We start from the raw sequence: 22,681 nt of genomic DNA, 5'->3' as shown, positions 1-22,681 counted from the left end.
TAACAATTATATTTTTTCTACTTGCATGTAGCTAAGTTCTAATGGTGTTTTCCTTCCGAATATTTTAACCATTACCTCAAGCTTACGCTTTTCTTCATTTACTTTTTCAATAGTTCCATCAAATCCGTTAAAAGGACCATCTACAACCTTTACTGTTTCTCCTATATTAAAAGGAATTGCTACGTTTTCATCTTGAACTGAAAGCTCGTCGACTTTACCTAGCATTCTATTTACTTCCGATTTACGCATAGGAACAGGTTCACCTCCTTTAGTTTCACCTAAAAAACCAATAACCCCTGTAATTGCTTTTATAACGTGAGGTACTTCTCCTGAAAGATTTGCCTCTACCATAATATATCCTGGAAAGTAAACTCTTTCTCTGTTTACTTTTTTCCCATTTCTTATTTGAACAACTTTTTCTGTTGGTACTATTACTTGACTAACATAGTCCGATAAACCAACTCTAGAAATTTCTGTTTCTATATAAGCTTTTACTTTATTTTCTTGTCCTCCAATGGCTCTTACAACATACCATTTCATCACTGAATCAGCCATAATTTATTTTTATTAAAATAATTTGAAATAATTATCTAATCCTGTTTGAAAAACATAGTCTATACCTGCAACTGCTAATGCAAACAAAATTGTAAACACAGCTACAGTTACAGTTGTTTTTTGAGCTTCTTCTTTAGAAATCCACGTCATGTGGTTATTTAATTCATCAAAAGAATCTTTGATATATTGTATAAAGTTCATCTTACTTTTTGTTTTGCACGGATAAAAAACCTCCTTTTAACATCTAAAGATATTTTTTCTACTCGCATTTTAATTGCACGGGCGGAGAGATTCGAACTCCCGACAGCTGGTTTTGGAGACCAGTGCTCTACCACTGAACTACGCCCGTTTGTTATTTCATTGATAAAGGTATTCCGTTAAAAACGGAATACCTTTTATATTTATCAACTAATAAACTAATAAAATATTAGTCTAATAATTCAGTTACCTGACCTGCACCAACTGTTCTACCTCCTTCACGGATAGCAAATCGTAAACCTACGTTTAATGCGATTGGTTGAATCAAATCAACTGTAATTGTTAAGTTATCTCCTGGCATAACCATTTCAACTCCTGAAGGTAAATTAATAGTACCTGTAACATCTGTAGTTCTTACATAGAACTGTGGGCGATAGTTGTTATGGAATGGAGTATGACGTCCACCTTCTTCTTTTTTAAGAACATATACCTCTGCTTTAAACTTAGCATGTGGAGTTACAGAACCTGGTTTACAGATTACCATTCCTCTTTTGATATCTTCTTTTGCAATACCTCTTAATAAGATACCTGCGTTATCTCCAGCCTCTCCTCTATCTAAGATTTGACGAAACATTTCGATACCAGTAATAGTTGAAGACATTTTTTCTGCCCCCATACCAATAATATCTACCACATCTCCAGTATTTGCAATACCAGTTTCGATACGTCCAGTTGCTACTGTACCACGACCTGTAATTGAAAAAACATCTTCAACAGGCATTAAGAAATCTTTATCAACTTCTCTTAAAGGCTCTTCAATCCAAGAATCACAAGCTTCCATCAACTCTAAAACAGTATCTACCCATTTTTGTTCACCATTTAAAGCCCCTAAAGCAGAACCTGAAACTACAGGACCGTTATCTCCATCATATTCATAGAAAGACAACAACTCTCTAACTTCCATATCTACTAATTCTAAAAGCTCTTCATCATCAACCATATCTACTTTGTTTAAGAAAACAACGATACGTGGAATACCTACTTGACGACCCAATAAGATATGCTCTCTAGTTTGTGGCATTGGACCATCTGTAGCCGCAACTACTAAAATAGCTCCATCCATTTGCGCAGCACCAGTAACCATGTTCTTCACATAATCCGCGTGACCAGGACAATCTACGTGCGCATAGTGACGATTAGCTGTCTGATACTCTACATGTGAAGTATTAATTGTAATACCTCTTTCTTTTTCTTCTGGAGCATTATCAATCTGATCAAAAGATCTAGCTTCAGAGAATCCTGCATCAGCTAATACTTTAGTAATAGCCGCAGTTAAAGTTGTTTTACCGTGATCTACGTGTCCGATAGTACCAATGTTTAAGTGTGGTTTCGAACGGTCAAAAGTTCCTTTTGCCATAATTATTAATTTTAATTCTTAGTTTAAATATATTTAGTGTCTAATAATACGTATTAATGAGCCAATGATGGGACTTGAACCCATGACCTCATCCCTACCAAGGATGCGCTCTGCCAACTGAGCTACACCGGCTTGTTGGTAATCTTGAGCGAAAGACTGGTTTTACCTCGATTACACTCAGCACACCCACTGCCTCTTTGCTGTTAAAAAAACTAAGCCAAAAACTTAAATTTCGATCACAACAAAACTCTTTGAGCGAAAGACCGGGTTCGAACCGGCGACATTCAGCTTGGAAGGCTGACGCTCTACCAACTGAGCTACTTTCGCAATATGTAAATCGTGGGGAGAGCAGGATTCGAACCTGCGAAGACATAGTCAACGGAGTTACAGTCCGTCCTCGTTGGCCGCTTGAGTATCTCCCCCTTTGTTTACTATTTTAATGAACTTCCTTGTTTTTTTTCAAAACCTCAAAAAACCTAATGTTTTTTGAGCCGATGGAGGGACTCGAACCCACGACCTGCTGATTACAAATCAGCTGCTCTAGCCAGCTGAGCTACATCGGCTTTTGTTGTAAAAAAACAACCCGCTATTTCTAACGGATTGCAAATGTATAAAGTTTTTTTATATTCTAAAACTTTTTATAATTATTTTTTTTACTTTTTTTGCTCTTTTTATGAAATTAATGAATCTCTGTGCTTTTCTTTAGATCTTTTTAACTGTCTTTTTAAATTATCTACAGCCGAATTTATACCTTCTTCAAAGGTTTTTGTTTCTCTTTTAACAATCAATTCGCTTCCTGGAATATTAATTTTTACTTCTGTAATTTTATTTTCTTTATCGCTTGTATTCTGAACTTTTAAAAAAACCTCTGCATCTACGATTTTATCGTGAAATTTAACTAAAGACTCTACCTTCTTCTCTACAAATTTAATTAATTCGCTGTCTGCATTAAAATTAACTGATTGTGTGAATACTTTCATAAATTACTCTTTTTGTTTGCTCCTAGGGTGAGCTTGGTTATACACTTTTTTAATTGCATCAAGACTATTGTGTGTATAGACTTGTGTTGAAGCTAAGGATGAATGCCCTAACAATTCCTTAACTGAATTTAAATTTGCCCCTTCATTTAAAAGATGTGTTGCAAAAGAATGCCTTAATATATGAGGACTCTTTTTCACCTTCGAAGAGACTTGACTAAAGTAAGAATTTATAATTCTGTAAACAAGTGTTTCATAAATTTTATTTCCTTTCTCTGTAATAAATAAAACGTCTTTCGTACTTTGGTATTGCTTTTTTAATTCTAAATATTTTCTTAAAGTTTCTAAAACGGAACCTAATATTGGAGCGAAGCGTTCTTTATTTCTTTTTCCGATTATTTTTATAGTGTTGTCAGAAAAATTTACATCGGATTCTTTTATATTAATCAACTCTATTCTTCTTAACCCCATGGAATAGAAAAGCTCTACAATTAATTTATTTCTAATGGATACAAAATCTTCTTGTAAACTAATTGATTTAATTACTTCGTTTATTTCTCTTTGAGAAAATGGAACTTGCACTTTTTTCTCCACTTTTAAAGCTTTAAATTTTGAAAGTGGATTTCCTTCTATTTGACCTGTTCTTTGTAAATACTTATAAAAAGATGTAATTGAAGTCGCTTTTCTATTGATACTTCTGTTAGATATCCCTAGGTCGACTAAATTTACTACCCAACTTCTTACAATCGGATAATGTACTTCTAATAAATTCTCTAAATCGTATTCTGTTTCGCAAAAATCTTTGAAGGACAACAAATCTGTTTTATATGCAGTAACTGTGTGCTTAGAATATTGCTTTTCTAATGATAAGTATTCTAAAAAAGATTCTACAAGGGTGTTCAAAATTTAAGATTCAAGGTTTGAAGTTCAGAATTTGGATTCATTTAGCCAAACTCAAAGTTAGTAAAATTAGGCACAAAAAAACTCGTAACATTTTAAAATGTTACGAGTTTATAGTCTTAAGATAAAGTCTCGATAAAATCCCGCTTTTCAGCAGAATTAATTTAACTTACATTTTTGAGAAAATCTTTCAGATTTTTAAAAAATGAGTTTCATTAACCTACTTCTTCTTGTGTTCTTAATCTTTGTACGTAAGAGGCTTTAATTCTTTGAGCTCTTTTTGCTACGGAAGGTTTTGTGAAGTTCTTTCTATTACGTAAGTTCTTCATTGTTTTCGTACGATCGAATTTTCGTTTGTAACGTTTTAAAGCTCTATCGATATTCTCTCCTTCTTTAATAGGTATAATTAACATAAGTTGGCACCTCCCTTCATAGTATCTTTATATTTTGAATAGTATTTAAACTATTTGGTTTATTTTTTGGACTGCAAATGTAATTACTATTAATTACTATGAAAAAGTTTTATTCATACCCTGGATTTTGGTCTGCCAAGCTTAAACCTGCATTATTTTCAATTTCACCTCTTGGAATTGGTAAAATGTACTGGTCAGAATTTTTAATACTAGGTTTTAATTCCTCTGCCTTACCAAAGCGAATGGCAGCAAACCATTCTGCTCCGTTTTCGTAAGCAAGTTCCCTTGCATATTCGTTAAAAATATCATCTTTTAGTTCTTGTATGTTGGTAGCTAGCGTATTGCCAATACCAGCACGGTTTCTTATTACATTTAAAGGTGCACTGGCATCGGCCAAAGAAGCTCCACTAAAAGCCAAACCTTCTGCTTTTATTAAATACATTTCAGGTAAACGTAAAAAATAAGTAGGTTTATACACCTCTTTGTTAGTTGTTTTTAAAACTTCTTTATCTTCATAGGTAAAAGGTTTTCTCGGGTCGGTATCCATTAAAGTAGTAAACCAATTATTTTCTGCTGGTCTTCCACTATAAAAGCGTTTTACATTATAACCACGTAGCTGTTCCGTTTCTTCATCGGTGTAAACCATTAAAATCATTTCAGATGATTTTATACCTGTGCTAAAAGCAGTTTCAAAATCGGCTTCTAAACTGGTGGTACCGTCATTAATAACTTCATTTGCTAATACAGCCGCTTCGGCATATTTTCCTTGATACACTAATACCCTAGCTTTTAATGCTTTTGCAGCAGTTTTAGATCCTTTGTAGCTTACAGAATAGTCTGGTGCATCGGCAATTGCCGCATCTAAATCTGCTAATATTTGAGCATAACATTCTGCTACTGTACTTCTTGCTTTGTCTCTATTTACAAAGTTTGCAGGTTCGGTACGTAATATAATACCGAATTTACTATTCATATCAAAAAACTGACCGAAATATCGTAACACATCAAAAGTTGCCATGGCTCTTACAAAGCGAGCTTCTCCAATAATTTCCTTTCTAGCCGTATCTGGAATTAAGTTACTAGAAAGTTTGGTCGTTTGAAAAATAGTATGGTTTGCCCCATCTATAACTTTATAAAATGCATTCCAAAAACTGTAACTATAACTATTATCATAGCTCAAAGAATTTTCAGCAAATGGAACTAAATCAGAGTTGCTTCCAACCCTAGACATAGATCCTATTAAGGTGCTGGGAATTAACTCTGTATAAACATAATAATATTGATTCAATGAAATTATAGCATAACAGCCATTTAACAATGCTCTGGCATCCGTTTGATTTTTAACCACATTTTCTGAAACTAAATTATTGGGGGGATCGTTTTCTAATACGTTTGTTAATTCACAAGAGTATATTAAAAATAAGGTGATGATATATAATATTGCTTTTTTCATAATTGTTGTTTTTTAAAATCCTATTTTTATTCCTGCAGTAAATGTTTTTGTTATTGGAAAGCCTCCAAGATCTCTTCCAGAACTAATATCATTCCCGAACAAGTTAGAAGCTTCTGGATCTGCACCTGGGTATTTTGTAAATGTAACCAAATTTGAAGCCGAGACAAAAATTGAAAAATAATCTAAAAATTTAAGTTGTTTTAAAGTTTCTTTCGGAAAATCATACCCAAGGTTTAACGTTTTTAATCTTATAAAAGAAGCATCATAAACAAAATGTGATGACGTTCTTCTGTTTTTGTTTGGATCTCCATAAACCAATCTAGGTAAGTTTGAACTCCGATTATCTGGAGACCAAGCCTTATAAATATCGGTTGTTTTATTTGAAAGACTAAAACCTCCAAAAGATGTATTGCTTGCATAAGAATATGCTTCTAAGTCGTTACCTACAGAGAAGGTAAAGAAAGTAGATAATGAAAACCCTTTGTACTTCCACATGCTGTTTAGCCCCCCATAAAAGTCTGGCTGGGAAGTTCCTATTACTGTTTGGTCTGCGGATGTTATTATTCCATCAGGAACACCATCGGGGCCACTGATGTCTTTAAATTTTATGTCTCCTGGCGCCTGTCTTCGGAACCTTTCGTAAACCCCTGTAGGAGACGCTGCGTTTAAAGCATCTATTTCTGCTTGGGTTTGGTAAAGTCCGTCGGCAACATACCCTCTAATTAAACCAATGGGGCTTCCCTCTTTAAGTTTTCCTCCTGCATATCCTGGTATGTATCCGTATTTATCTTTTAAGTCATCAGAAATTTTAATTAGTTTGTTCTCATTTTTACTGATGTTTAATGACATATTCCATTTAAAATTGTCCGATCTAATAAGATCTCCTTTCAATTCTAGCTCAACTCCAGTATTTTGAGTATCGCCTATATTTGCAGTAAGAGATGAATATCCAATACTTGATGGAAGGTTTAGTATATATAATGCATCTATGGTTTTTTTATTATAGTAGCCGATGCTTCCACTAAACCTACGGTTAAAAAACGAAAAATCCAAACCAAAATCTGTTTGCTCGGTAGTTTCCCATTTTAAAATTTTATTTCCTAGTTGCTCTACGACTATAGCGGGATTTTTCCCATATTTACTAGCCTTAAAAAGTGTTCGCCATGCGTAATTTCCAAAATCTTGTTGACCTGTAACACCAAAACTTGCTCTTAATTTTAACTCGTCAATAAAAGAAGCGTCACTTAAAAAATTTTCATTAGAAATTCTCCAAGCTGCAGCAAATGCAGGGAAAAAAGCATATTGTTTGTCTGTACCGAATTTTGATGAACCGTCGGTACGAGCAGATACGGTTAATAAATATTTACCATCATAATCATAATTAACTCGCCCGAAATAAGAAGCTAATCCAGAACCCGATTCATCAGATGAAGATTTGTTATATACAGCAGCACTTGAAATATCGGTTAATACATCATTAAAAAAACCTTCTCCCCAACCTTTAAGAAAGTTATTTTTATTTTTTTCAAAAGAAACTCCCAATACTGCGTTAATACCATGATTTCCGAATACTTTATCGTAGGTTAATGTACCTTGCAATAAAGTATTAATGTTTTGGCTTCTGCTCTCTTGTGCGTATCCATTACCATTACCTTTTTTATAGTCAAAACCACCTCTACCTGTATAACGTGGGTAATAACTTTGTTGCCTACCATCGTTTTTATTTAAAGAGAAAAACGTTTTAAAATTTAACCCTTCCGCTAATTCAAATTCCGAGTAAATTGAACCTAACAACAAGAATGTATTATTTTCATTGGTTGCATTGGAAAGTGCTACGGGATTTTGTGATGCAAACAATGTCTTTGGATAAGCGTAATTACCATCTTCATCAAAAATGGGTATATCTGGTCTGTAATAATAAATTAGACTAGTAATACTACCATCTAAAGACTTTTGGTTTGAGGACGATAGGTTCACTTTAGCGCCAATAGTCCAATAGTCTTTTACCTTAGAATCTATGCTAAGATTGAAAGTATACCTATCTAAACCTGTATTTTTGTAAACTCCCTCTTGTTTATTAGTACTTAAAGAAGCTGCAAATCTTGTTTTTTCTGATCCTCCGCGGGCACTTATATTGTAAGTAGTAGTAATAGGTGCTCCTGGGCTTATTTCTTCTCTCCAGTTTGTGTTACCATTACCAAATGCAGAGCCATCTATAACAGAATTGGTAAAAAAATTACTTTTTCTTCCAGTATCTAATGCATTTTGTACTGCGATTCTCCAAGCTTGTTTGTATTGTTCAACATTTAAAATGTCTAAAATTTTTGCATTTTGAGTACCAATCGAGGTATTGAATTCAAATTTTGTTTTACCAGAATAAGTTCCTTGTTTTGTTTTTATAATAATAACACCATTTGCGGCACGAGAACCATATATAGCTGCAGCAGAAGCATCTTTTAAAACACTTATAGATTTTATGTCTGACACATTAATATTGCCAATAGGAGTACTAAGTCCTTGTTTATTAAGGTTATCGCTTAATCCGCCACCGCCTTCATTGCCACCAGTAGGAATGTTACTATTTGGTGATATTGGAATACCATCAATAACATATAAGGGTTGGTTGTTACCAAGTAATGAGGTGTTTCCCCTAATTCTAATTTTAGCAGCTGCTCCAGGTTGCCCTGAAGAAACACTTACAGCAACACCTGCAATTTGCCCTTGTAAAGCATTGTCTAAACTTATCGTTGGTGCCTGGGATGTTATATTTTTTATATCTACTGTTCCTACAGAACCTGTAAGGGCTTCTCTTTTTACTTGACCATACCCAACCAATACTACTTCTGCCAAAGCGGCAACATCTGGCTGCAGTTGTATGTCAATAGTACTTCTGTTATTAATTTCAACCTCAGTGGTTTTATATCCTAAAAAAGTTACTATTAGAGCAGTAGCATTATTCGTTAGCGTTAGATTATATTTACCATCAAAATCTGTGCTTGTTCCCAAATCTGTACCTTTTATCATTACAGTTGCTCCGGGCAATGGTTGTCCATTTTCATCCGTAACCAAACCAGAAATGGTTTGTTGGATAAAGATTGGTTTAAGTTTTTCTTTAATAACAATTGTGTTGTTGTCAGATAGTTCAATGTTAAAATTACCATTGGAAAGACTTTTCTGTAACAATTTATTAGCTCTGATAGCTCCTTTTTTAACGGCTACTTTGGGGTAGTCTTTAAATAAATCAGACCGATAAATAAAGGTATATTCGGTTTGGTTTTTAATGATTTTAAAAACCTCATCAACCGTAATTGTTTTATCGGTATCAATTATGACTTTCGCATTTTGCGATAGTATTTCACCCGACGAAAAACTAAAGACTGTTGTACAGAATAAGAATATAAAAGATTTCATAAGGTTGAGTAAGTACTTTTTCTTAATCCCAATAGACATTGGTAAGAAAAGCGAGTTAGTAAACTTATTTTCCATAAATTTGTAAATTAGTTAGTTAAACTTTGTTTTAATTAATTATCTTGAGGGGAATCTTGGGTTTGTGTTGTGAGAGATGTGAACCTGGTTCCTCTTGTTTATTTAAAAATTATCGTTTTATCCTTTATTTCATAGTTAATACTATTTGTATTTTTAATAGTGTTCAGAATATCCTCTAATCGTTGTTTCTTACGTAATACCCCATTAAACGCTGTATTTTTGATTGATGTACTTTCAAAACGCACATTAATATCGTACCAACGTGACAATACTTTCATAATTTCTTTTAATGGTTTTCGCTCAAAACTAAAAACGCCATCTTTCCAAGCAATTTCATTATAAGTATCTACCATTTCAAGGCTTATACTTTTATCTTTAATATTAAAGGTAGATTGTTGGCTGGGCTTTAAAAATTCCTTTTGATTATTTGCCACTAATGCAACTTTTCCTTCAACCAAAGTTGTATAAATTGACGTTTCATCTCGATAGGCTTTTATATTAAATTCTGTTCCCAAAACCTCAACTTCTTGCCTTTGGGTAAGTACTTTAAATTTAGCACCATTATGTTTGGTACTGGGGGATACTTCAAAATAAGCTTCACCATACACCAATTCAACCTCACGTGTTTCGCCTTTAATAAAAGCAATAGGGTATTTTAACTGAGATTCGGAATTTAACCACACTTTGGTATTATCAGACAATTCCACAAAAAATTGCCCACCTCTTGGTATGGTTAGTGTATTGTAAACAATTTTAGGTGTTTTTTCTTCTTTTGACGTATTATAAATCAGTTTTTCACCATTGCTCTGTGCATTTCCAACATTGTAATCTTTTCCTTTTTCTAAGGCAACAGAAGAACCATCTTCCAACGTTAATGTAGCTTTATCCGTACCAATTTTAATGTTGGATTGTTGATTGAAAATAGTGTTCCTTTTGTCATTTGAATTATTATTTATAGTGAAATAGTAAGTAACCGAAATTAATAAGGCAATGGAAGCAGCAACGGCGTATTTCCAATATTTTTTTTGCTTTTTATGTTGTAATTTTATAGTAGTATTAATGTTCTCTTTAAGGTTAGCGTAGGCTTTTTCAACGTTACCATTGTTAGGCATATTGTCAAAGGTTGAAGCAACATAAAAGGCTTTTAATTGATTGAAATGGGCAGTGTTTTCTGGAGAAGCTATAATCCACTCTTCTAACTGCTCTTGTTCGATTTCCGAGGCGGTACCCTTTAAATACTTGAATATTTCTTTATCTTGCATAACATCACTTAAAGTATATAAACGATTGATAAGCAAGATACCCTTGGTCTGATTATAAAAAAAGTGTCAAAAATTCTTTCAACTGAATTCTCATGTGGCTCAAAGCCTTTGAAATATGCCCTTCCACAGTTTTTTTTGAAATGCCTAATTCAGTCGCAATTTCCTGATACTTTAAGTCCTCGTAACGACTTTTAACAAAAACAGCCTTACATTTAGGAGGCAATAGTTCGATACTTTTTAAAATTTGGTTTTCTAATTCGTTTTCAAGTAAAAGAGAAGCTGTTTGGTCTTTAATAAATTGTGTATGAATGTTTATTGTTGTTTGTTGATTTGAAACATAGCTTCTCTTAACTTTTTCATGCTTTAAATGATCTAAACAACCATTTTTACACATGGTGTATAAGTAGTTGTTTAGGTTTGTAACATGCTCAAGATGCTCTCTTTTCTCCCAAACTTTTAAAAATAAATTTTGAACTATGCCTTCGGCGTCTTCCTTATAAATAAGATAGCTTTTTGCCAAATGCAGCAATTTGTCGTAATAGAGTTTAAAAAGGGTTTCAAAAGCCATAGAATCTCCTTTTTGCAACTGCAAAATAAATAAATTAGCATCTATATCTGCCATGGTTTTTCTCAAAAGAAGATCAGTTTAATAAGTAAATTTAAAAAATTTGAGTTTAATTTAATGCATTTTGCTATTAATTAACAATTTTTGAAAACGTAGCGTTTTTAGGGGACTTCTAAAAACTAGATATTCCACCTCAGTTAATTTTCAGTTTCTTTTTTTTAAATAAATAAATCTAGCTCATTTCATTTTTAATCCATTTTTTTAACCAGCTGATTACTATTGCCTTACATTTTATGCATTTACAACAAAACACACGTTTCCATTGTTTGTTGTGTTTAATTGAATGGTTCGGAATATATTATAGGTTAAATTCATCAAGCCTATAACAGTTTTAGCTCTTTTAATTCCCGCTTTTCTAAAATACATACAGCTCATAGAGTTTTCCATAAATCCAAATATATGTTCTACACGTGCTCTAACTCTTGATTTTTCAGTATTTGTTTCTTTTTGCTGCTCAGTTAGCGGCTTGTTTTTATATCCTTTTTCATGTATTTTATTGACAACTTTATGTTTTTCTATCGTTTCTTCCTGCTCAACATAAGCACTATCTGCATATAATTCTTGATCCTTATCATTCTCATTTAACAATCCGTCTATAGTTTGCAAATCGTGTACTGAAGCATCTGTAACAGTATAAGTATCTATGAGTTTGCTTTTGCTGTCTATTTTAGCATGATTTTTATAACCATAATAACTTTGAGAGTTCTTCTTAGTCCAACGAGCATCGATATCTTTTTGAAGTTTTTTATTAGGGGTATCTTTCCATAATTCAGAGCCTTTACCTTGTTTTATTTGGTCGTTTTTTTCTTTGCTATTTCTTTGTTTAGGAGCTTTTACGAAACTAGCATCTATTATTTTCCCTTCATTTACAATTAAACCCAGCTTTTGTAGCTCTTTCCCAAATAAGGTAAAAAGTTCCTCAACTAAATCAAAATAAGTTAGACGCTCACTAAAGTGCCAGATGGTTTTACTATCTGGAATATCGTCTGAAATAGTAAGATTTAAAAAACGCATAAAACTCATATGGTCATTTATTTGGTATTCCGCTTGATCATCAGAAAGGTTGTAATAACGCTGGAGTATGATTATTTTAAACATTAAAACGTAATCATAGAGTGGGCGACCTCCTTTGCCTTTGGCTTTTTTCGTTAATCGTTCTTCCAAAAAATCTCTAAAAAATTCAAAATCCATCCCTAAATCAAGTTTTTCCAAAGGATTGCCCAATTGGATTAATTTCGCAAGTCCAATATCTTGATCAAAAAATCCATAATCTCAATGTTTTTTGTAGTGATTTTTCATACATAAATACACTAATTATTAGACAGTTATAGTTTTTAGAAGTTACCTCAACTTACATTTTTGAGAAAATCTTTCAGATTTTTCAAAATTGAGCACAAAAAAACTCGTAACACATTTGCATTACGAGTTTATAACTTAAAAAGTAAAGTCTCGATAAAATCCCGCTTTCAGCGGGATTAATTTAACTTACATTTTTGAGAAAATCTTTCAGATTTTTCAAAATTGAGTTTCATTAACCTACTTCTTCTTGTGTTCTTAATCTTTGTACGTAAGAGGCTTTAATTCTTTGAGCTCTTTTTGCTACGGAAGGTTTTGTGAAGTTCTTTCTATTACGTAAGTTCTTCATTGTTTTCGTACGATCGAATTTCCGTTTGTAACGTTTTAAAGCTCTATCGATATTCTCTCCTTCTTTTATAGGTATAATTAACATAAGTTGGCACCTCCCTTCATAGTATCTTTATATTTTGAATAGTATTTAAACTATTTGGTTTATTTTTTGGACTGCAAATGTAATTACAAATTATGAATTGACAATTCTAAAAACTAAATTATTTTGTGTAATGGATTTGCATTAGGGATTACAGTAGAAATCCTTTTAGCTTTTTTAAGGTAAAAGATTGTAGCCTTTCGACTGCGCTCAAGATAAACTCCAAGTTCAACCTTTTTAGAGAACGCCCAAAAATTGGAGTTGGCAGTATTTTAGTTGGCAGTTGGCAGTCACGGTTTTCAGTTTGTTTTTGGGTAAAATTATAATATCCTGCAAAAATTTTGGAGACTTGCAGGATATTTTAAAATAAAGTAAGAGAGCATGCTCCCTTGTTTAAAAAACTATGTTGCTGGTTTATACTCTTTGTTATCGATTACCATTTTAGCGATAATTGAAAATAATTTTCGCTAAAACAGTAATCAAAAAAAACTATGTTGCTGGTTTATACTCTTTGTTATCGATTACCATTTTAGCGATAATTGGAAATGATTTTCGCTGAAACAGTAATCAAAAAAAACTATGTTGCTGGTTTATACTCTTTGTTATCGATTACCATTTTAGCGATAATCTCTTTTAAGATTTCTGAAGTTCCTCCGCCAATTGGCCCTAATCTACTATCTCTTAGTAAACGTGCCATTGGATAATCTTCCATATAACCATAACCACCCAATAATTGTAATGCATCGTAAATTACTTCGTCTGCCATTTTTGTTGATAGCAACTTAGACATACTCGCTTCTTTTACAACATATTTACCGTCATTTAAACGTTTTGTAATCGAGTAATTGTACTCTCTACACATATCGACTCTACTTGCCATTTCAGCAATTTTATGTCTTAATGCTTGAAATTTATCTAAAGACTTGCCAAAAGCTACTCTTTCTTGCATATAATTAATTGCATAATCTACAGCGAATTCTGCTCTTGCATGGGCATTTATTCCCATAATTAAACGCTCTAAAGCAAAATGTTGCATAATGTAAGGAAAACCTTTCCCTTCTTCGCCCATTAAGTTTTCTACAGGAATTTCTACATTATCGAATGCAATTTCTCCTGTATCTGAAGCTTTCCAACCCAACTTATCTAATTTGGTCGCAGAAATTCCTTTTGTATTTCTATCTACGACAAAAATACTAATTCCTTTATATTTATCTGAGGGGTCTGTTTTTGCAGCTACTATTAAATAATCTGAATAAATTCCGTTTGTAATAAAGGTTTTAGAACCATTTAAAATGTATTTATCGCCTTGTTTTATTGCTGTGGAACGCATTCCTGCAACATCAGATCCTCCAAAAGGTTCTGTGATACACAAACAACCAATCATTTCTCCTTCTACACTTGGTACTAAGTATTTATTTTTTACAAAATCGTCACCTTCTTTGTTCAAATGCGTCATTGCTAGATATTCGTGTGCCCACATTGCAGCTGCAAATCCGCCAGAATTTACTTTTTGTAATTCTTCTAAAAAAATTACGGTGTAAAAAAGATCTAAACCCATTCCACCAAATTCTTCTGGAGTATTTAATCCGAAATAACCCATTTCGCCAAATTTCTTCCAAATAAAACGTTCTATCGTTCCTGTTTTTTCCCACTTATCGATATGTGGAACGACCTCTTTTTGTAAAAATTCTTTAAAGCTCGATCGAAATGCTTCGTGTTCTTCAGTAAAATACATATTGTTCATATGGTACTAATTTGAGTTATTTATTGAGCGACCAAATATAAGACTATTCTATCATATTTATCTAAAGGAAAGTCTTTGATATTTTTTAATTCTGATATATGTTGAAGTTCTGCAACTTCGTCTCTGTAATTAAAAATTTTCTTACACAACTCGTAATCGATATAAGGATTTTTAAGTAACTCCTTAAAAGTTACTGTGTTTACATTTTGAGTTTTGATTGTTGGTTTTTCAACTATTTTAAATGTTTCTAATACGCTATCTGCTACATCTTTGTCCAAATTCCAAACTTCGTAAAGTTGATCTTTAAATGAAAAACCTTGTAATTTAGAACGATACTTAACAATTCTTTCCGAAAAAGCAGGCCCAATTCCATTGATCGATTGAAAATCTTCTGCAGTTGCTTTATTAATATCTGTTGTACTAAGTTTATATTTTGATTTTCGGGATTTCTCGACAGAGCCTTTATTAAGGGAAGGTGAAATGCTAGAAATGGCATTTTGGTTACTATATTTATTTTTATTTCTTTTAATCACCCAGTCTGGAAATTTAAAATAGGGAGAAATTTTATGAAGTAAACTATCTGAAACTTTGGTTATCTGTTGAAATTCTTTTTTAGAATTGACAAATTTATTTGTTTTTCTAAAAGCTAGCAATCTATCTATTTCATCTAAAGACATGCCCAGTTGTGCTCCCTTAAAATCTGTAATATAATTGGGATTGAAAGGATAAATTTTAGGCTTTCTGTTTTCTATTTCCACTTTTTGAAGACTGTCTATTTTATGCTGAAAAGCTAAGACTTGTGGGGAATTTGTATCTATTATTTTATCCGAAGAAAAATCAACAAAAACAATAATACATTGGAAGACTATTATTAATAGTACTAAAAGAAAAATCCCATTTCTTTGGCTTTTGTTATACCAGAAATGGGATTTAAATATGTTCATCTTATTGATTAGACTATATATGATCGTTCACATCTACAGCTCCATCTTCTAATGCCTCTTCTTTTTTATCGATTGCATTCATGTATTTTTTTAATTCTTTTTTAATTACTGGCGATAACATAATTACCCCTATAATATTTGGAACAACCATTGCAAAAATCATAGCATCTGAAAAATCAATTACAGCTCCAAGACTTATTGATGCTCCAATAATTACAAACATTAAGAATAAAACTTTGTAAACTAAATCTGTAATTTTTCCTTTTCCAAATAAAAATTTCCATCCTTGCATACCATAATACGACCAAGAAATCATCGTTGAAAATGCAAATAAAATAACTGCGATAGTTAAAACTATCGAAAAGTGTGGTATTACAGAATCGAAAGCAATTGCTGTTAACTCTACACCTTCTTTAATTTCTACACCATATTGCATAAATTGCCCATCGAAATTTGTTATAATAATAACCAAGGCAGTCATAGTACATATAATTACTGTGTCGATAAAAGGCTCTAATAAAGCAACAATACCTTCACTTGCAGGGTATTTTGTTCTTACTGCAGAGTGTGCAATTGCTGCAGAACCAACTCCAGCTTCATTTGAAAAGGCTCCTCTACGAATACCTTGAATCATTACACCAATTAATCCTCCTGCAATACCAAGACCAGAAAATGCTCCATGATAAATAAGTGCAAAAGCATCGTCTATTAAATGCCAATTTGCTCCAAGAATTATTAATGCTGCTAATACATATATACCTGCCATAAAAGGCACAACTTTTTCGGTTACAGATGCTATTCTTTTAATTCCTCCAATAATAACTACAGCTACTAAAACTGCCATTACAATTCCAAAGTATAAACCTGCATTTGGTCCTGTTAATTCAAATAACTTTGTAAATTGTGCTGCTGCTTGGTTTGCTTGAAACATGTTTCCACCTCCAAAAGAACCTCCAATTACAAAAATGGCGAATAGTATTGCTAGAAATTTCCCTATCTTGCCTGCTCCTTTTTCTTTTAGTCCTTTTGTTAAATAATACATTGGACCACCATAAACAGTACCATCTTCACCAACGTCTCTATACTTTACACCTAAAGTACATTCTGCAAATTTTGAAGCCATTCCTAAAAGCCCTGCAATAATCATCCAAAAAGTAGCTCCAGGGCCTCCAATAGATAATGCCACTGCAACTCCTGCAATATTACCCAAACCTACAGTTGCAGAAAGAGCCGCTGTTAATGCTTGAAAATGAGAAACTTCTCCATCTGCACTTTCATCTCTTATCGTTTCAATTGCATCTCCACCAGGAGTTTGATCTCCGTAAGATTTTACAATAATATCTGAATCTAAATCGTTATTTTTTAGTTTTTCGAGGATATCTTCAGACTGTGCATCATCTCCATACAGTTTATCTACACCATGCTTCTCTATATCTTCATATTTACCTCTAACCACCTGAAGAGCTGTTACAAATCCTGTAATATTTATAAGTTTAAAATAAATCGTAAAATAGAGTGCTCCACCAATTAAAACAATTAACACCCAAGGTATTTGAAAAGTGTCAGAGAAGGGAATTTCATAGAAAATTGCATCTACAAACCATCCTGTGTAATCTTTAAAAATGGAATCAATTTTATCTGTTGTACTTTGTGCAAAACACAAAGCTGGTATTGCTAAAAGCAATAGTGAAAGAAGTTTTTTCTTCATAATAAATATTAAATATGATTAGTATTTTTTTAATTAGTAGCACGCAATATCATAAAAAATTGCTCTTTTAACAACTTTTATGAGTTAAATATGATTTTTACATTAATTTTTCTTTAAACCTTTCTAAGTCTTCTTTGAATGATTTTGGGTAAAAACCAAGCTCTTTGTTCGTTTTTGATAAATCGAAACCTGTTTTTGCGGGTCTTGGTGCAGTTTGATTTAATGTTGATGTAGATATTGGTTTAATTAAATTTTTATCTAAATTAAAACTACCGGCAATTTGTTGCGCAATTTCATACACACTTAATATTTTTTTGGAAGCAATATTATAAATTCCAGTCGCTTTTTTATCAATAGATATTTTACAAGCTATCGCCAAATCTTCTACATAAGTTGGCGCTCTAAACTGGTCGTTTACAATTGTTATTTCTTTTTGTTGTTCTAACATTTTCTTTACCCATAAAACAATATTATTTCTATTCATATCAAACACTTTTCCATACACCAGAATGGTTCTTAAAATTGTATAATTTATATTTGATTTTATTAGAATTTCTTCTGACTTTAACTTAGATAATCCGTAATAACTTAAAGGATTTGGTGTATCTGTTTCTGTATAATTTCCTTTTTTACCATCGAAAATAAAATCTGTTGAAATATGAATGAGGTGTGCATTTATTTCTTTAGAAACTTCTACCAACCATTTTACAACTGTTACATTTAATAAATCGCAAACTTCTTTGTTGTTTTCACAATCGTCTACTTGCGTCATTGCAGCTGTGTTTATAATTACTGCAGGGTTTATTTCTTGTAATTTTTCCTTCAGAATTAATTCTTGGGTAATGTCCATGGAAACATATGTAAAGTCGTTTCTTCCACTCCTATTTTCTCCTCTCGAGAAACCAATTATCTTATATTTATCTTTTTCTTCGAGTAATAAATTTAACAAAGACTGACCCAACAACCCATTACTTCCTGTAATTACAATTTTCTTCATTTCAAATTTTCTATGATTAAGGTTGTTAAAAATGCAATTCGAATTAAAATAATTCTCTCAATTTTATAATTTGTTCTGGTCTTCCTAAAACGATTAAATGCGAACCAGCTATCAATTTAATATCTGCTTCTGGGTTTATAATGTAATCTCTATCAGGATTTCTAAAACCAATAACTGTACAACCTGTTTGTCTTCTTAAATCTAAATCTAAAATTGTTTTATTTAAGTATTTTTTTGGTAAATCGTCTACTGCAATTTCCTCTAAATTTGCGGTGGTTTCTCCTTCAATTGTTAACCTATCTACAAATTCTATAACATCTGGGGTGGTTACTAAAGAAGCCATATGATCTCCTCCTAATTTATCTGGCATAATTACATTATCTGCTCCTGCAATTTTCAGCTTGCTGTAAGAAGATTCGTTGGAAGCTCTACTAATTACCCTACATTTTGGGTTTAATTGGCTTGCTGTTAAAACCACGAATAAATTATCTGCATCCGATGGCAAAGCTGTAATTAAAAAAGATGCTTTCTCGATTCCAGCTTTTAATAAAGTTTCATCTAAAGTTGCATCGCCTTCGATATTTAGCATTCCACCAGCATCTATATTTTCAATCATTTCTTTATTCTTTTCGACAACCACAAACTTTTTATTATAATTTCTTAATTTTAAAATTGCTTGTTTTCCATTTCTGCCAAAACCACAAACAATGGTGTGTCCTTTTAATCTTACTATTTCTTTTTCCACCTTTTTATGTTTAAAATGTTCGAATAATTTACCACTTACCAAATATTCGGAAAATGCCGAAATTGCATATCCAAAAACAGTAATACTTGTTAGGATTAAAAATATTGTAAAAACTTTTTCTTCGGGAGAAAAAGGCCTTAGTTCTCCAAAACCAACTGTAGTTACTGTAATTACAGTCATATACAAAGCATCTACCAAATTATAATTAGAGAGCACCACATAACCGATCGTTCCAATTGCCATAATTGAAACAACCAACACTACTATTTTATTAATTTTAGACTGTAAAATGGGCATATTTATAAATCGAAAACAGAGCTTCTTTTAGTGTAAATTTTATCTTTTAATTTTAATAAAAAAGCCATTGTTAAATACAACCCAAAAGACAAACCGACTGTAAAAAACGTGACATAAATAAAAAACAAACGCACGTTTACAGCTCTCATACCAAGTCTATCTGCCAATCTTGAGAAAACTCCAAAACCATTTCTCTCGAAATAATGACGAATACTGTCCATCGTTTCTTTTTTTTTAAAATCTACTGCAAGATACTATTTTATGATTTTATAGCAAGACTTTTGTTTGTTTTGTATGCAATTTTAAAAGTTAAACTTACGAAAGCGTTTTATATTTTCTTCTGCATTAAAATTGCTTTCTGTAACTTTGCTTTTTTCTGAAAAAACCACACATTTGAAAGACCAAGAATACATAGAAGTTTACGGAGCCAGAGTTCATAATTTAAAGAATATTGATGTAAAAATTCCACGAGAAAAATTAGTGGTAATTACTGGTTTAAGCGGAAGTGGAAAATCTTCTTTGGCTTTTGACACCATTTATGCTGAAGGGCAAAGACGTTATATTGAAACTTTTTCTGCCTATGCAAGACAGTTTTTAGGTGGTTTGGAAAGACCTGATGTCGATAAAATTGATGGACTTTCGCCAGTTATTTCCATTGAACAAAAAACAACCAATAAAAGTCCACGTTCTACAGTTGGAACGATTACAGAAATTTACGATTTTTTACGATTATTGTTCGCAAGAGCTGGTGATGCTTATTCTTACAACACCAACGAAAAAATGGTAAGTTATTCAGACGAACAAATAAAAGAGTTAATTCTTACTGATTTTGCTGATAAAAAAATAGCTGTTTTAGCTCCTTTAATCAAATCTAGAAAAGGACATTATCGTGAACTTTTCGAACAGATTTCTAAACAAGGTTTTTTGCGAGTTCGTGTGGATGGAGAAATTCGAGAAATCGAAAAAGGAATGAAATTGGATCGATACAAAAATCATGATATTGAGGTTGTAATCGATCGATTGGCAATAAACAAATCATCAGAAAAAAGATTAGACGAAACCATAAAAACTGCCTTATATTCTGGGAATAATATTATGATGGTTATTGATATTGACGATAACAATCCTCGTTATTTTAGTCGAGAACTCATGTGCCCAACAACAGGAATCGCCTATCCAAGTCCAGAGCCAAATACATTTTCTTTCAACTCTCCAAAAGGTGCTTGTAGCTCTTGTAATGGGTTGGGGATAACCAATGAAATTAATTTAGACAAGGTAATTCCAGATAACAGTATTTCTATAAAAAACGGAGGAATTATTCCTTTAGGAGAACAAAAAAATAGTTGGATTTTTAAACAATTGCAAAATATTGCAGAACGCTATAAATTTAAATTAACAGATTCTATAAAAGATATTCCGAAAGAAGCTTTAAATATTATTTTAAATGGTGGGAATGAAACTTTTGAAATTGAATCTAAAACTGTTGGAGTTACCAGAAATTACAAAATAGATTTTGAAGGAATTGTTGCTTTTATCGAAAATCAATATAACAATGCAGAAAGTACTTCTATAAAAAGGTGGGCAAAAAACTTTATGGACGAAGTTACTTGCTCTACCTGTAATGGAAAACGTCTTAAAAAAGAGGCACTTCATTTTAAAATTACCGATAAAAACATTAGCGATTTGGCACAAATGGACGTGACTGAATTGGCTAAATGGTTTAAGAATATAGAAAAAGAATTATCTGAAAAACAAGTTACAATTGCATCAGAAATATTAAAAGAAATACGCACTCGTATTCAATTTTTATTAGATGTTGGATTGGATTATTTAACGTTAGATAGAACATCCAAATCACTTTCTGGTGGTGAAGCACAAAGAATTCGTCTTGCTACACAAATTGGGTCGCAATTAGTGGGTGTTTTATATATTTTAGATGAACCAAGTATTGGTTTGCATCAACGAGACAATCAAAAATTAATAGACTCTTTAATTAAATTACGAGACATTGGAAACTCTGTTTTAGTGGTTGAACACGACAAAGACATGATGGAACATGCCGATTTTGTTTTCGATATTGGTCCTGGAGCAGGAAGACATGGAGGAGAAATTGTTTCTGCTGGAACTTTTAAAGAATTAAAAAAACAAAGAACTTTAACTTCGGATTATATTACAGGAAAAAGAGAAATTGCTGTTCCTAAAAAACGTAGAGAAGGAAATGGAAAAATAATCAAATTAAAGGGTGCTTCTGGAAATAATTTAAAAAATGTTTCTGTGGAATTTCCTTTAGGAAAAATGATTTGTGTCACTGGCGTTTCTGGAAGTGGAAAATCAACTTTAATTAACGAGACCTTATATCCAATTTTAAACGCACATATTTATAGAGGTGTAAAAAAACCAATGCCTTACAAAAAAATTGAAGGTTTAGAGCATGTAGATAAAGTTATTGATATCGACCAATCTCCAATTGGAAGAACGCCACGTTCTAACCCAGCAACCTATACAAAAACGTTTGACGAAATTAGAAGTTTATTCGCAAAAACCCCAGAAGCAGCTATTCGTGGCTACAAACCTGGTCGTTTTTCTTTTAATGTAAAAGGCGGACGTTGTGAAACATGCCAAGGTGGAGGAGTTCGAGTGATAGAAATGAACTTTTTACCAGATGTTCATGTAGAATGTGAAACTTGCCAAGGAAAGCGCTTCAATAGAGAAACTTTAGAAATTCGTTATAAAGGAAAATCTATTTCCGATATTTTAAATATGACGATTGAAGATGCTACTGATTTCTTTGAAAACATTCCTAAAATTCATAGAAAATTAAAAACAATTAAAGACGTTGGTTTGGGCTATATTACATTAGGGCAGCAATCTACTACACTTTCTGGTGGAGAAGCACAACGAATTAAATTGGCTGCAGAACTATCTAAAAGAGATACTGGAAATACTTTCTATATTTTAGATGAACCAACAACAGGTTTGCATTTTGAAGATATTAGAGTGCTAATGGAAGTCTTGAATAAATTAGCCGACAAAGGAAATACTGTGCTAATTATAGAACACAATTTAGATGTTGTAAAATTAGCAGATTATATTATTGATGTGGGTATGGAAGGTGGAAAAAAAGGTGGAAAAATTTTATGCACAGGAACTCCAGAAGAAATTACAAAACATAAAACGAGTTATACAGCTAAGTTTTTAAAAAAAGAATTAATTTAGCAAGCTTTTCTTTTTATA

At 32.3% G+C, this 22,681-nt stretch carries 19 protein-coding genes and 5 tRNA genes; 1 reads left to right on the top strand and 23 read right to left on the bottom strand.

Annotated features, from left to right (window positions below; all coding sequences use genetic code 11):
• Nucleotides 1-6: 6 nt before the first annotated feature.
• From nusG to J3359_RS16330, 23 genes are all read right to left on the bottom strand, one after another.
• Entirely contained in the window at nucleotides 7-555 is a 549-nt protein-coding gene (nusG, locus tag J3359_RS16440; RefSeq protein ID WP_088354340.1) for a transcription termination/antitermination protein NusG, read from the bottom strand.
• A 12-nt stretch (nucleotides 556-567) separates the two neighbouring features.
• Entirely contained in the window at nucleotides 568-756 is a 189-nt protein-coding gene (gene secE / locus J3359_RS16435) for a preprotein translocase subunit SecE (RefSeq protein WP_088354341.1), read from the bottom strand.
• 76 nt (nucleotides 757-832) lie between these two features.
• Nucleotides 833-904 (bottom strand) — tRNA-Trp (locus J3359_RS16430).
• 78 nt (nucleotides 905-982) lie between these two features.
• Nucleotides 983-2,170: an elongation factor Tu gene (gene tuf, locus J3359_RS16425; protein WP_208078162.1), complete on the bottom strand. Its 1,188-nt coding sequence runs from the start codon at nucleotides 2,168-2,170 to the stop codon at nucleotides 983-985.
• 59 nt (nucleotides 2,171-2,229) lie between these two features.
• Nucleotides 2,230-2,302, bottom strand: a tRNA-Thr gene (locus J3359_RS16420).
• Between the two features lie 122 nt (nucleotides 2,303-2,424).
• Nucleotides 2,425-2,497: transfer RNA gene (locus tag J3359_RS16415), tRNA-Gly, on the bottom strand.
• A 13-nt stretch (nucleotides 2,498-2,510) separates the two neighbouring features.
• Nucleotides 2,511-2,592, bottom strand: a tRNA-Tyr gene (locus J3359_RS16410).
• Nucleotides 2,593-2,659: 67 nt separating this feature from the next.
• A tRNA-Thr gene (locus tag J3359_RS16405) sits at nucleotides 2,660-2,733 on the bottom strand.
• A gap of 108 nt (nucleotides 2,734-2,841) precedes the next feature.
• Nucleotides 2,842-3,150, bottom strand: a complete 309-nt coding sequence (gene hpf, locus J3359_RS16400; protein WP_208078161.1) for a ribosome hibernation-promoting factor, HPF/YfiA family — start codon at nucleotides 3,148-3,150, stop codon at nucleotides 2,842-2,844.
• A 3-nt stretch (nucleotides 3,151-3,153) separates the two neighbouring features.
• Complete coding sequence (locus J3359_RS16395; protein WP_208078160.1) at nucleotides 3,154-4,050, bottom strand: tyrosine-type recombinase/integrase; 897 nt, start codon at nucleotides 4,048-4,050, stop codon at nucleotides 3,154-3,156.
• A gap of 212 nt (nucleotides 4,051-4,262) precedes the next feature.
• Nucleotides 4,263-4,460 (bottom strand): 30S ribosomal protein S21, encoded by a 198-nt coding sequence (rpsU, locus tag J3359_RS16390; protein WP_026777225.1) that lies wholly within the window; start codon nucleotides 4,458-4,460, stop codon nucleotides 4,263-4,265.
• Nucleotides 4,461-4,569: 109 nt separating this feature from the next.
• A complete protein-coding gene (locus J3359_RS16385) occupies nucleotides 4,570-5,913 on the bottom strand; it encodes a RagB/SusD family nutrient uptake outer membrane protein (RefSeq protein WP_208078159.1) in 1,344 nt (447 codons plus the stop codon).
• 12 nt (nucleotides 5,914-5,925) lie between these two features.
• Nucleotides 5,926-9,324 (bottom strand): SusC/RagA family TonB-linked outer membrane protein, encoded by a 3,399-nt coding sequence (locus tag J3359_RS16380; protein WP_243765947.1) that lies wholly within the window; start codon nucleotides 9,322-9,324, stop codon nucleotides 5,926-5,928.
• Nucleotides 9,325-9,497: 173 nt separating this feature from the next.
• Nucleotides 9,498-10,661, bottom strand: a complete 1,164-nt coding sequence (locus J3359_RS16375) for a FecR family protein (RefSeq protein ID WP_208078156.1) — start codon at nucleotides 10,659-10,661, stop codon at nucleotides 9,498-9,500.
• 52 nt (nucleotides 10,662-10,713) lie between these two features.
• Complete coding sequence (locus tag J3359_RS16370; RefSeq protein ID WP_208078155.1) at nucleotides 10,714-11,283, bottom strand: RNA polymerase sigma-70 factor; 570 nt, start codon at nucleotides 11,281-11,283, stop codon at nucleotides 10,714-10,716.
• Between the two features lie 234 nt (nucleotides 11,284-11,517).
• On the bottom strand, nucleotides 11,518-12,534 hold the full coding sequence (locus J3359_RS16365) for an IS5 family transposase (protein WP_437440110.1): 1,017 nt from the start codon (nucleotides 12,532-12,534) through the stop codon (nucleotides 11,518-11,520).
• A 283-nt stretch (nucleotides 12,535-12,817) separates the two neighbouring features.
• Nucleotides 12,818-13,015, bottom strand: coding sequence for a 30S ribosomal protein S21 (rpsU, locus tag J3359_RS16360; RefSeq protein WP_026777225.1), 198 nt, complete (start codon nucleotides 13,013-13,015; stop codon nucleotides 12,818-12,820).
• Nucleotides 13,016-13,589: 574 nt separating this feature from the next.
• Nucleotides 13,590-14,756 carry an acyl-CoA dehydrogenase family protein gene (locus tag J3359_RS16355; protein ID WP_208078153.1) on the bottom strand — a complete coding sequence of 389 codons (1,167 nt, stop codon included), beginning with the start codon at nucleotides 14,754-14,756 and terminating at the stop codon, nucleotides 13,590-13,592.
• Nucleotides 14,757-14,776: 20 nt separating this feature from the next.
• Entirely contained in the window at nucleotides 14,777-15,514 is a 738-nt protein-coding gene (locus tag J3359_RS16350) for a helix-hairpin-helix domain-containing protein (protein WP_243765946.1), read from the bottom strand.
• A gap of 199 nt (nucleotides 15,515-15,713) precedes the next feature.
• Entirely contained in the window at nucleotides 15,714-17,408 is a 1,695-nt protein-coding gene (locus J3359_RS16345; protein WP_208078151.1) for an alanine/glycine:cation symporter family protein, read from the bottom strand.
• 97 nt (nucleotides 17,409-17,505) lie between these two features.
• Nucleotides 17,506-18,405 carry an SDR family oxidoreductase gene (locus J3359_RS16340; protein ID WP_208078149.1) on the bottom strand — a complete coding sequence of 300 codons (900 nt, stop codon included), beginning with the start codon at nucleotides 18,403-18,405 and terminating at the stop codon, nucleotides 17,506-17,508.
• 43 nt (nucleotides 18,406-18,448) lie between these two features.
• Nucleotides 18,449-19,447 carry a potassium channel family protein gene (locus J3359_RS16335; RefSeq protein ID WP_208078148.1) on the bottom strand — a complete coding sequence of 333 codons (999 nt, stop codon included), beginning with the start codon at nucleotides 19,445-19,447 and terminating at the stop codon, nucleotides 18,449-18,451.
• 2 nt (nucleotides 19,448-19,449) lie between these two features.
• The gene (locus J3359_RS16330) at nucleotides 19,450-19,668 is read right to left on the bottom strand and encodes a PspC domain-containing protein (RefSeq protein ID WP_088354350.1); all 219 of its coding nucleotides are present in this window, start codon (nucleotides 19,666-19,668) and stop codon (nucleotides 19,450-19,452) included.
• 172 nt (nucleotides 19,669-19,840) lie between these two features.
• Between J3359_RS16330 and uvrA the strand changes: the two genes are divergently transcribed.
• Nucleotides 19,841-22,663 carry an excinuclease ABC subunit UvrA gene (gene uvrA / locus J3359_RS16325; protein ID WP_208078147.1) on the top strand — a complete coding sequence of 941 codons (2,823 nt, stop codon included), beginning with the start codon at nucleotides 19,841-19,843 and terminating at the stop codon, nucleotides 22,661-22,663.
• The last annotated feature ends 18 nt before the right edge of the window (nucleotides 22,664-22,681 follow it).

Source organism: Polaribacter cellanae (genome assembly GCF_017569185.1).
GTDB classification, from domain to species: Bacteria; Bacteroidota; Bacteroidia; order Flavobacteriales; family Flavobacteriaceae; genus Polaribacter; species Polaribacter cellanae.
This window is presented reverse-complemented; position numbering and strand designations above follow the sequence as displayed.

Coding starts and splice junctions, on each gene's coding strand:
- nusG (WP_088354340.1), bottom strand. CDS start 555: ATGGCTGATTCAGTGATGAAATGGTATGTTGTAAGAGCCATTGGAGGA.
- secE (WP_088354341.1), bottom strand. CDS start 756: ATGAACTTTATACAATATATCAAAGATTCTTTTGATGAATTAAATAAC.
- tuf (WP_208078162.1), bottom strand. CDS start 2,170: ATGGCAAAAGGAACTTTTGACCGTTCGAAACCACACTTAAACATTGGT.
- hpf (WP_208078161.1), bottom strand. CDS start 3,150: ATGAAAGTATTCACACAATCAGTTAATTTTAATGCAGACAGCGAATTA.
- rpsU (WP_026777225.1), bottom strand. CDS start 4,460: ATGTTAATTATACCTATTAAAGAAGGAGAGAATATCGATAGAGCTTTA.
- J3359_RS16385 (WP_208078159.1), bottom strand. CDS start 5,913: ATGAAAAAAGCAATATTATATATCATCACCTTATTTTTAATATACTCT.
- J3359_RS16380 (WP_243765947.1), bottom strand. CDS start 9,324: ATGAAATCTTTTATATTCTTATTCTGTACAACAGTCTTTAGTTTTTCG.
- J3359_RS16375 (WP_208078156.1), bottom strand. CDS start 10,661: ATGCAAGATAAAGAAATATTCAAGTATTTAAAGGGTACCGCCTCGGAA.
- J3359_RS16370 (WP_208078155.1), bottom strand. CDS start 11,283: ATGGCAGATATAGATGCTAATTTATTTATTTTGCAGTTGCAAAAAGGA.
- rpsU (WP_026777225.1), bottom strand. CDS start 13,015: ATGTTAATTATACCTATAAAAGAAGGAGAGAATATCGATAGAGCTTTA.
- J3359_RS16355 (WP_208078153.1), bottom strand. CDS start 14,756: ATGAACAATATGTATTTTACTGAAGAACACGAAGCATTTCGATCGAGC.
- J3359_RS16345 (WP_208078151.1), bottom strand. CDS start 17,408: ATGAAGAAAAAACTTCTTTCACTATTGCTTTTAGCAATACCAGCTTTG.
- J3359_RS16340 (WP_208078149.1), bottom strand. CDS start 18,405: ATGAAGAAAATTGTAATTACAGGAAGTAATGGGTTGTTGGGTCAGTCT.
- J3359_RS16335 (WP_208078148.1), bottom strand. CDS start 19,447: ATGCCCATTTTACAGTCTAAAATTAATAAAATAGTAGTGTTGGTTGTT.
- J3359_RS16330 (WP_088354350.1), bottom strand. CDS start 19,668: ATGGACAGTATTCGTCATTATTTCGAGAGAAATGGTTTTGGAGTTTTC.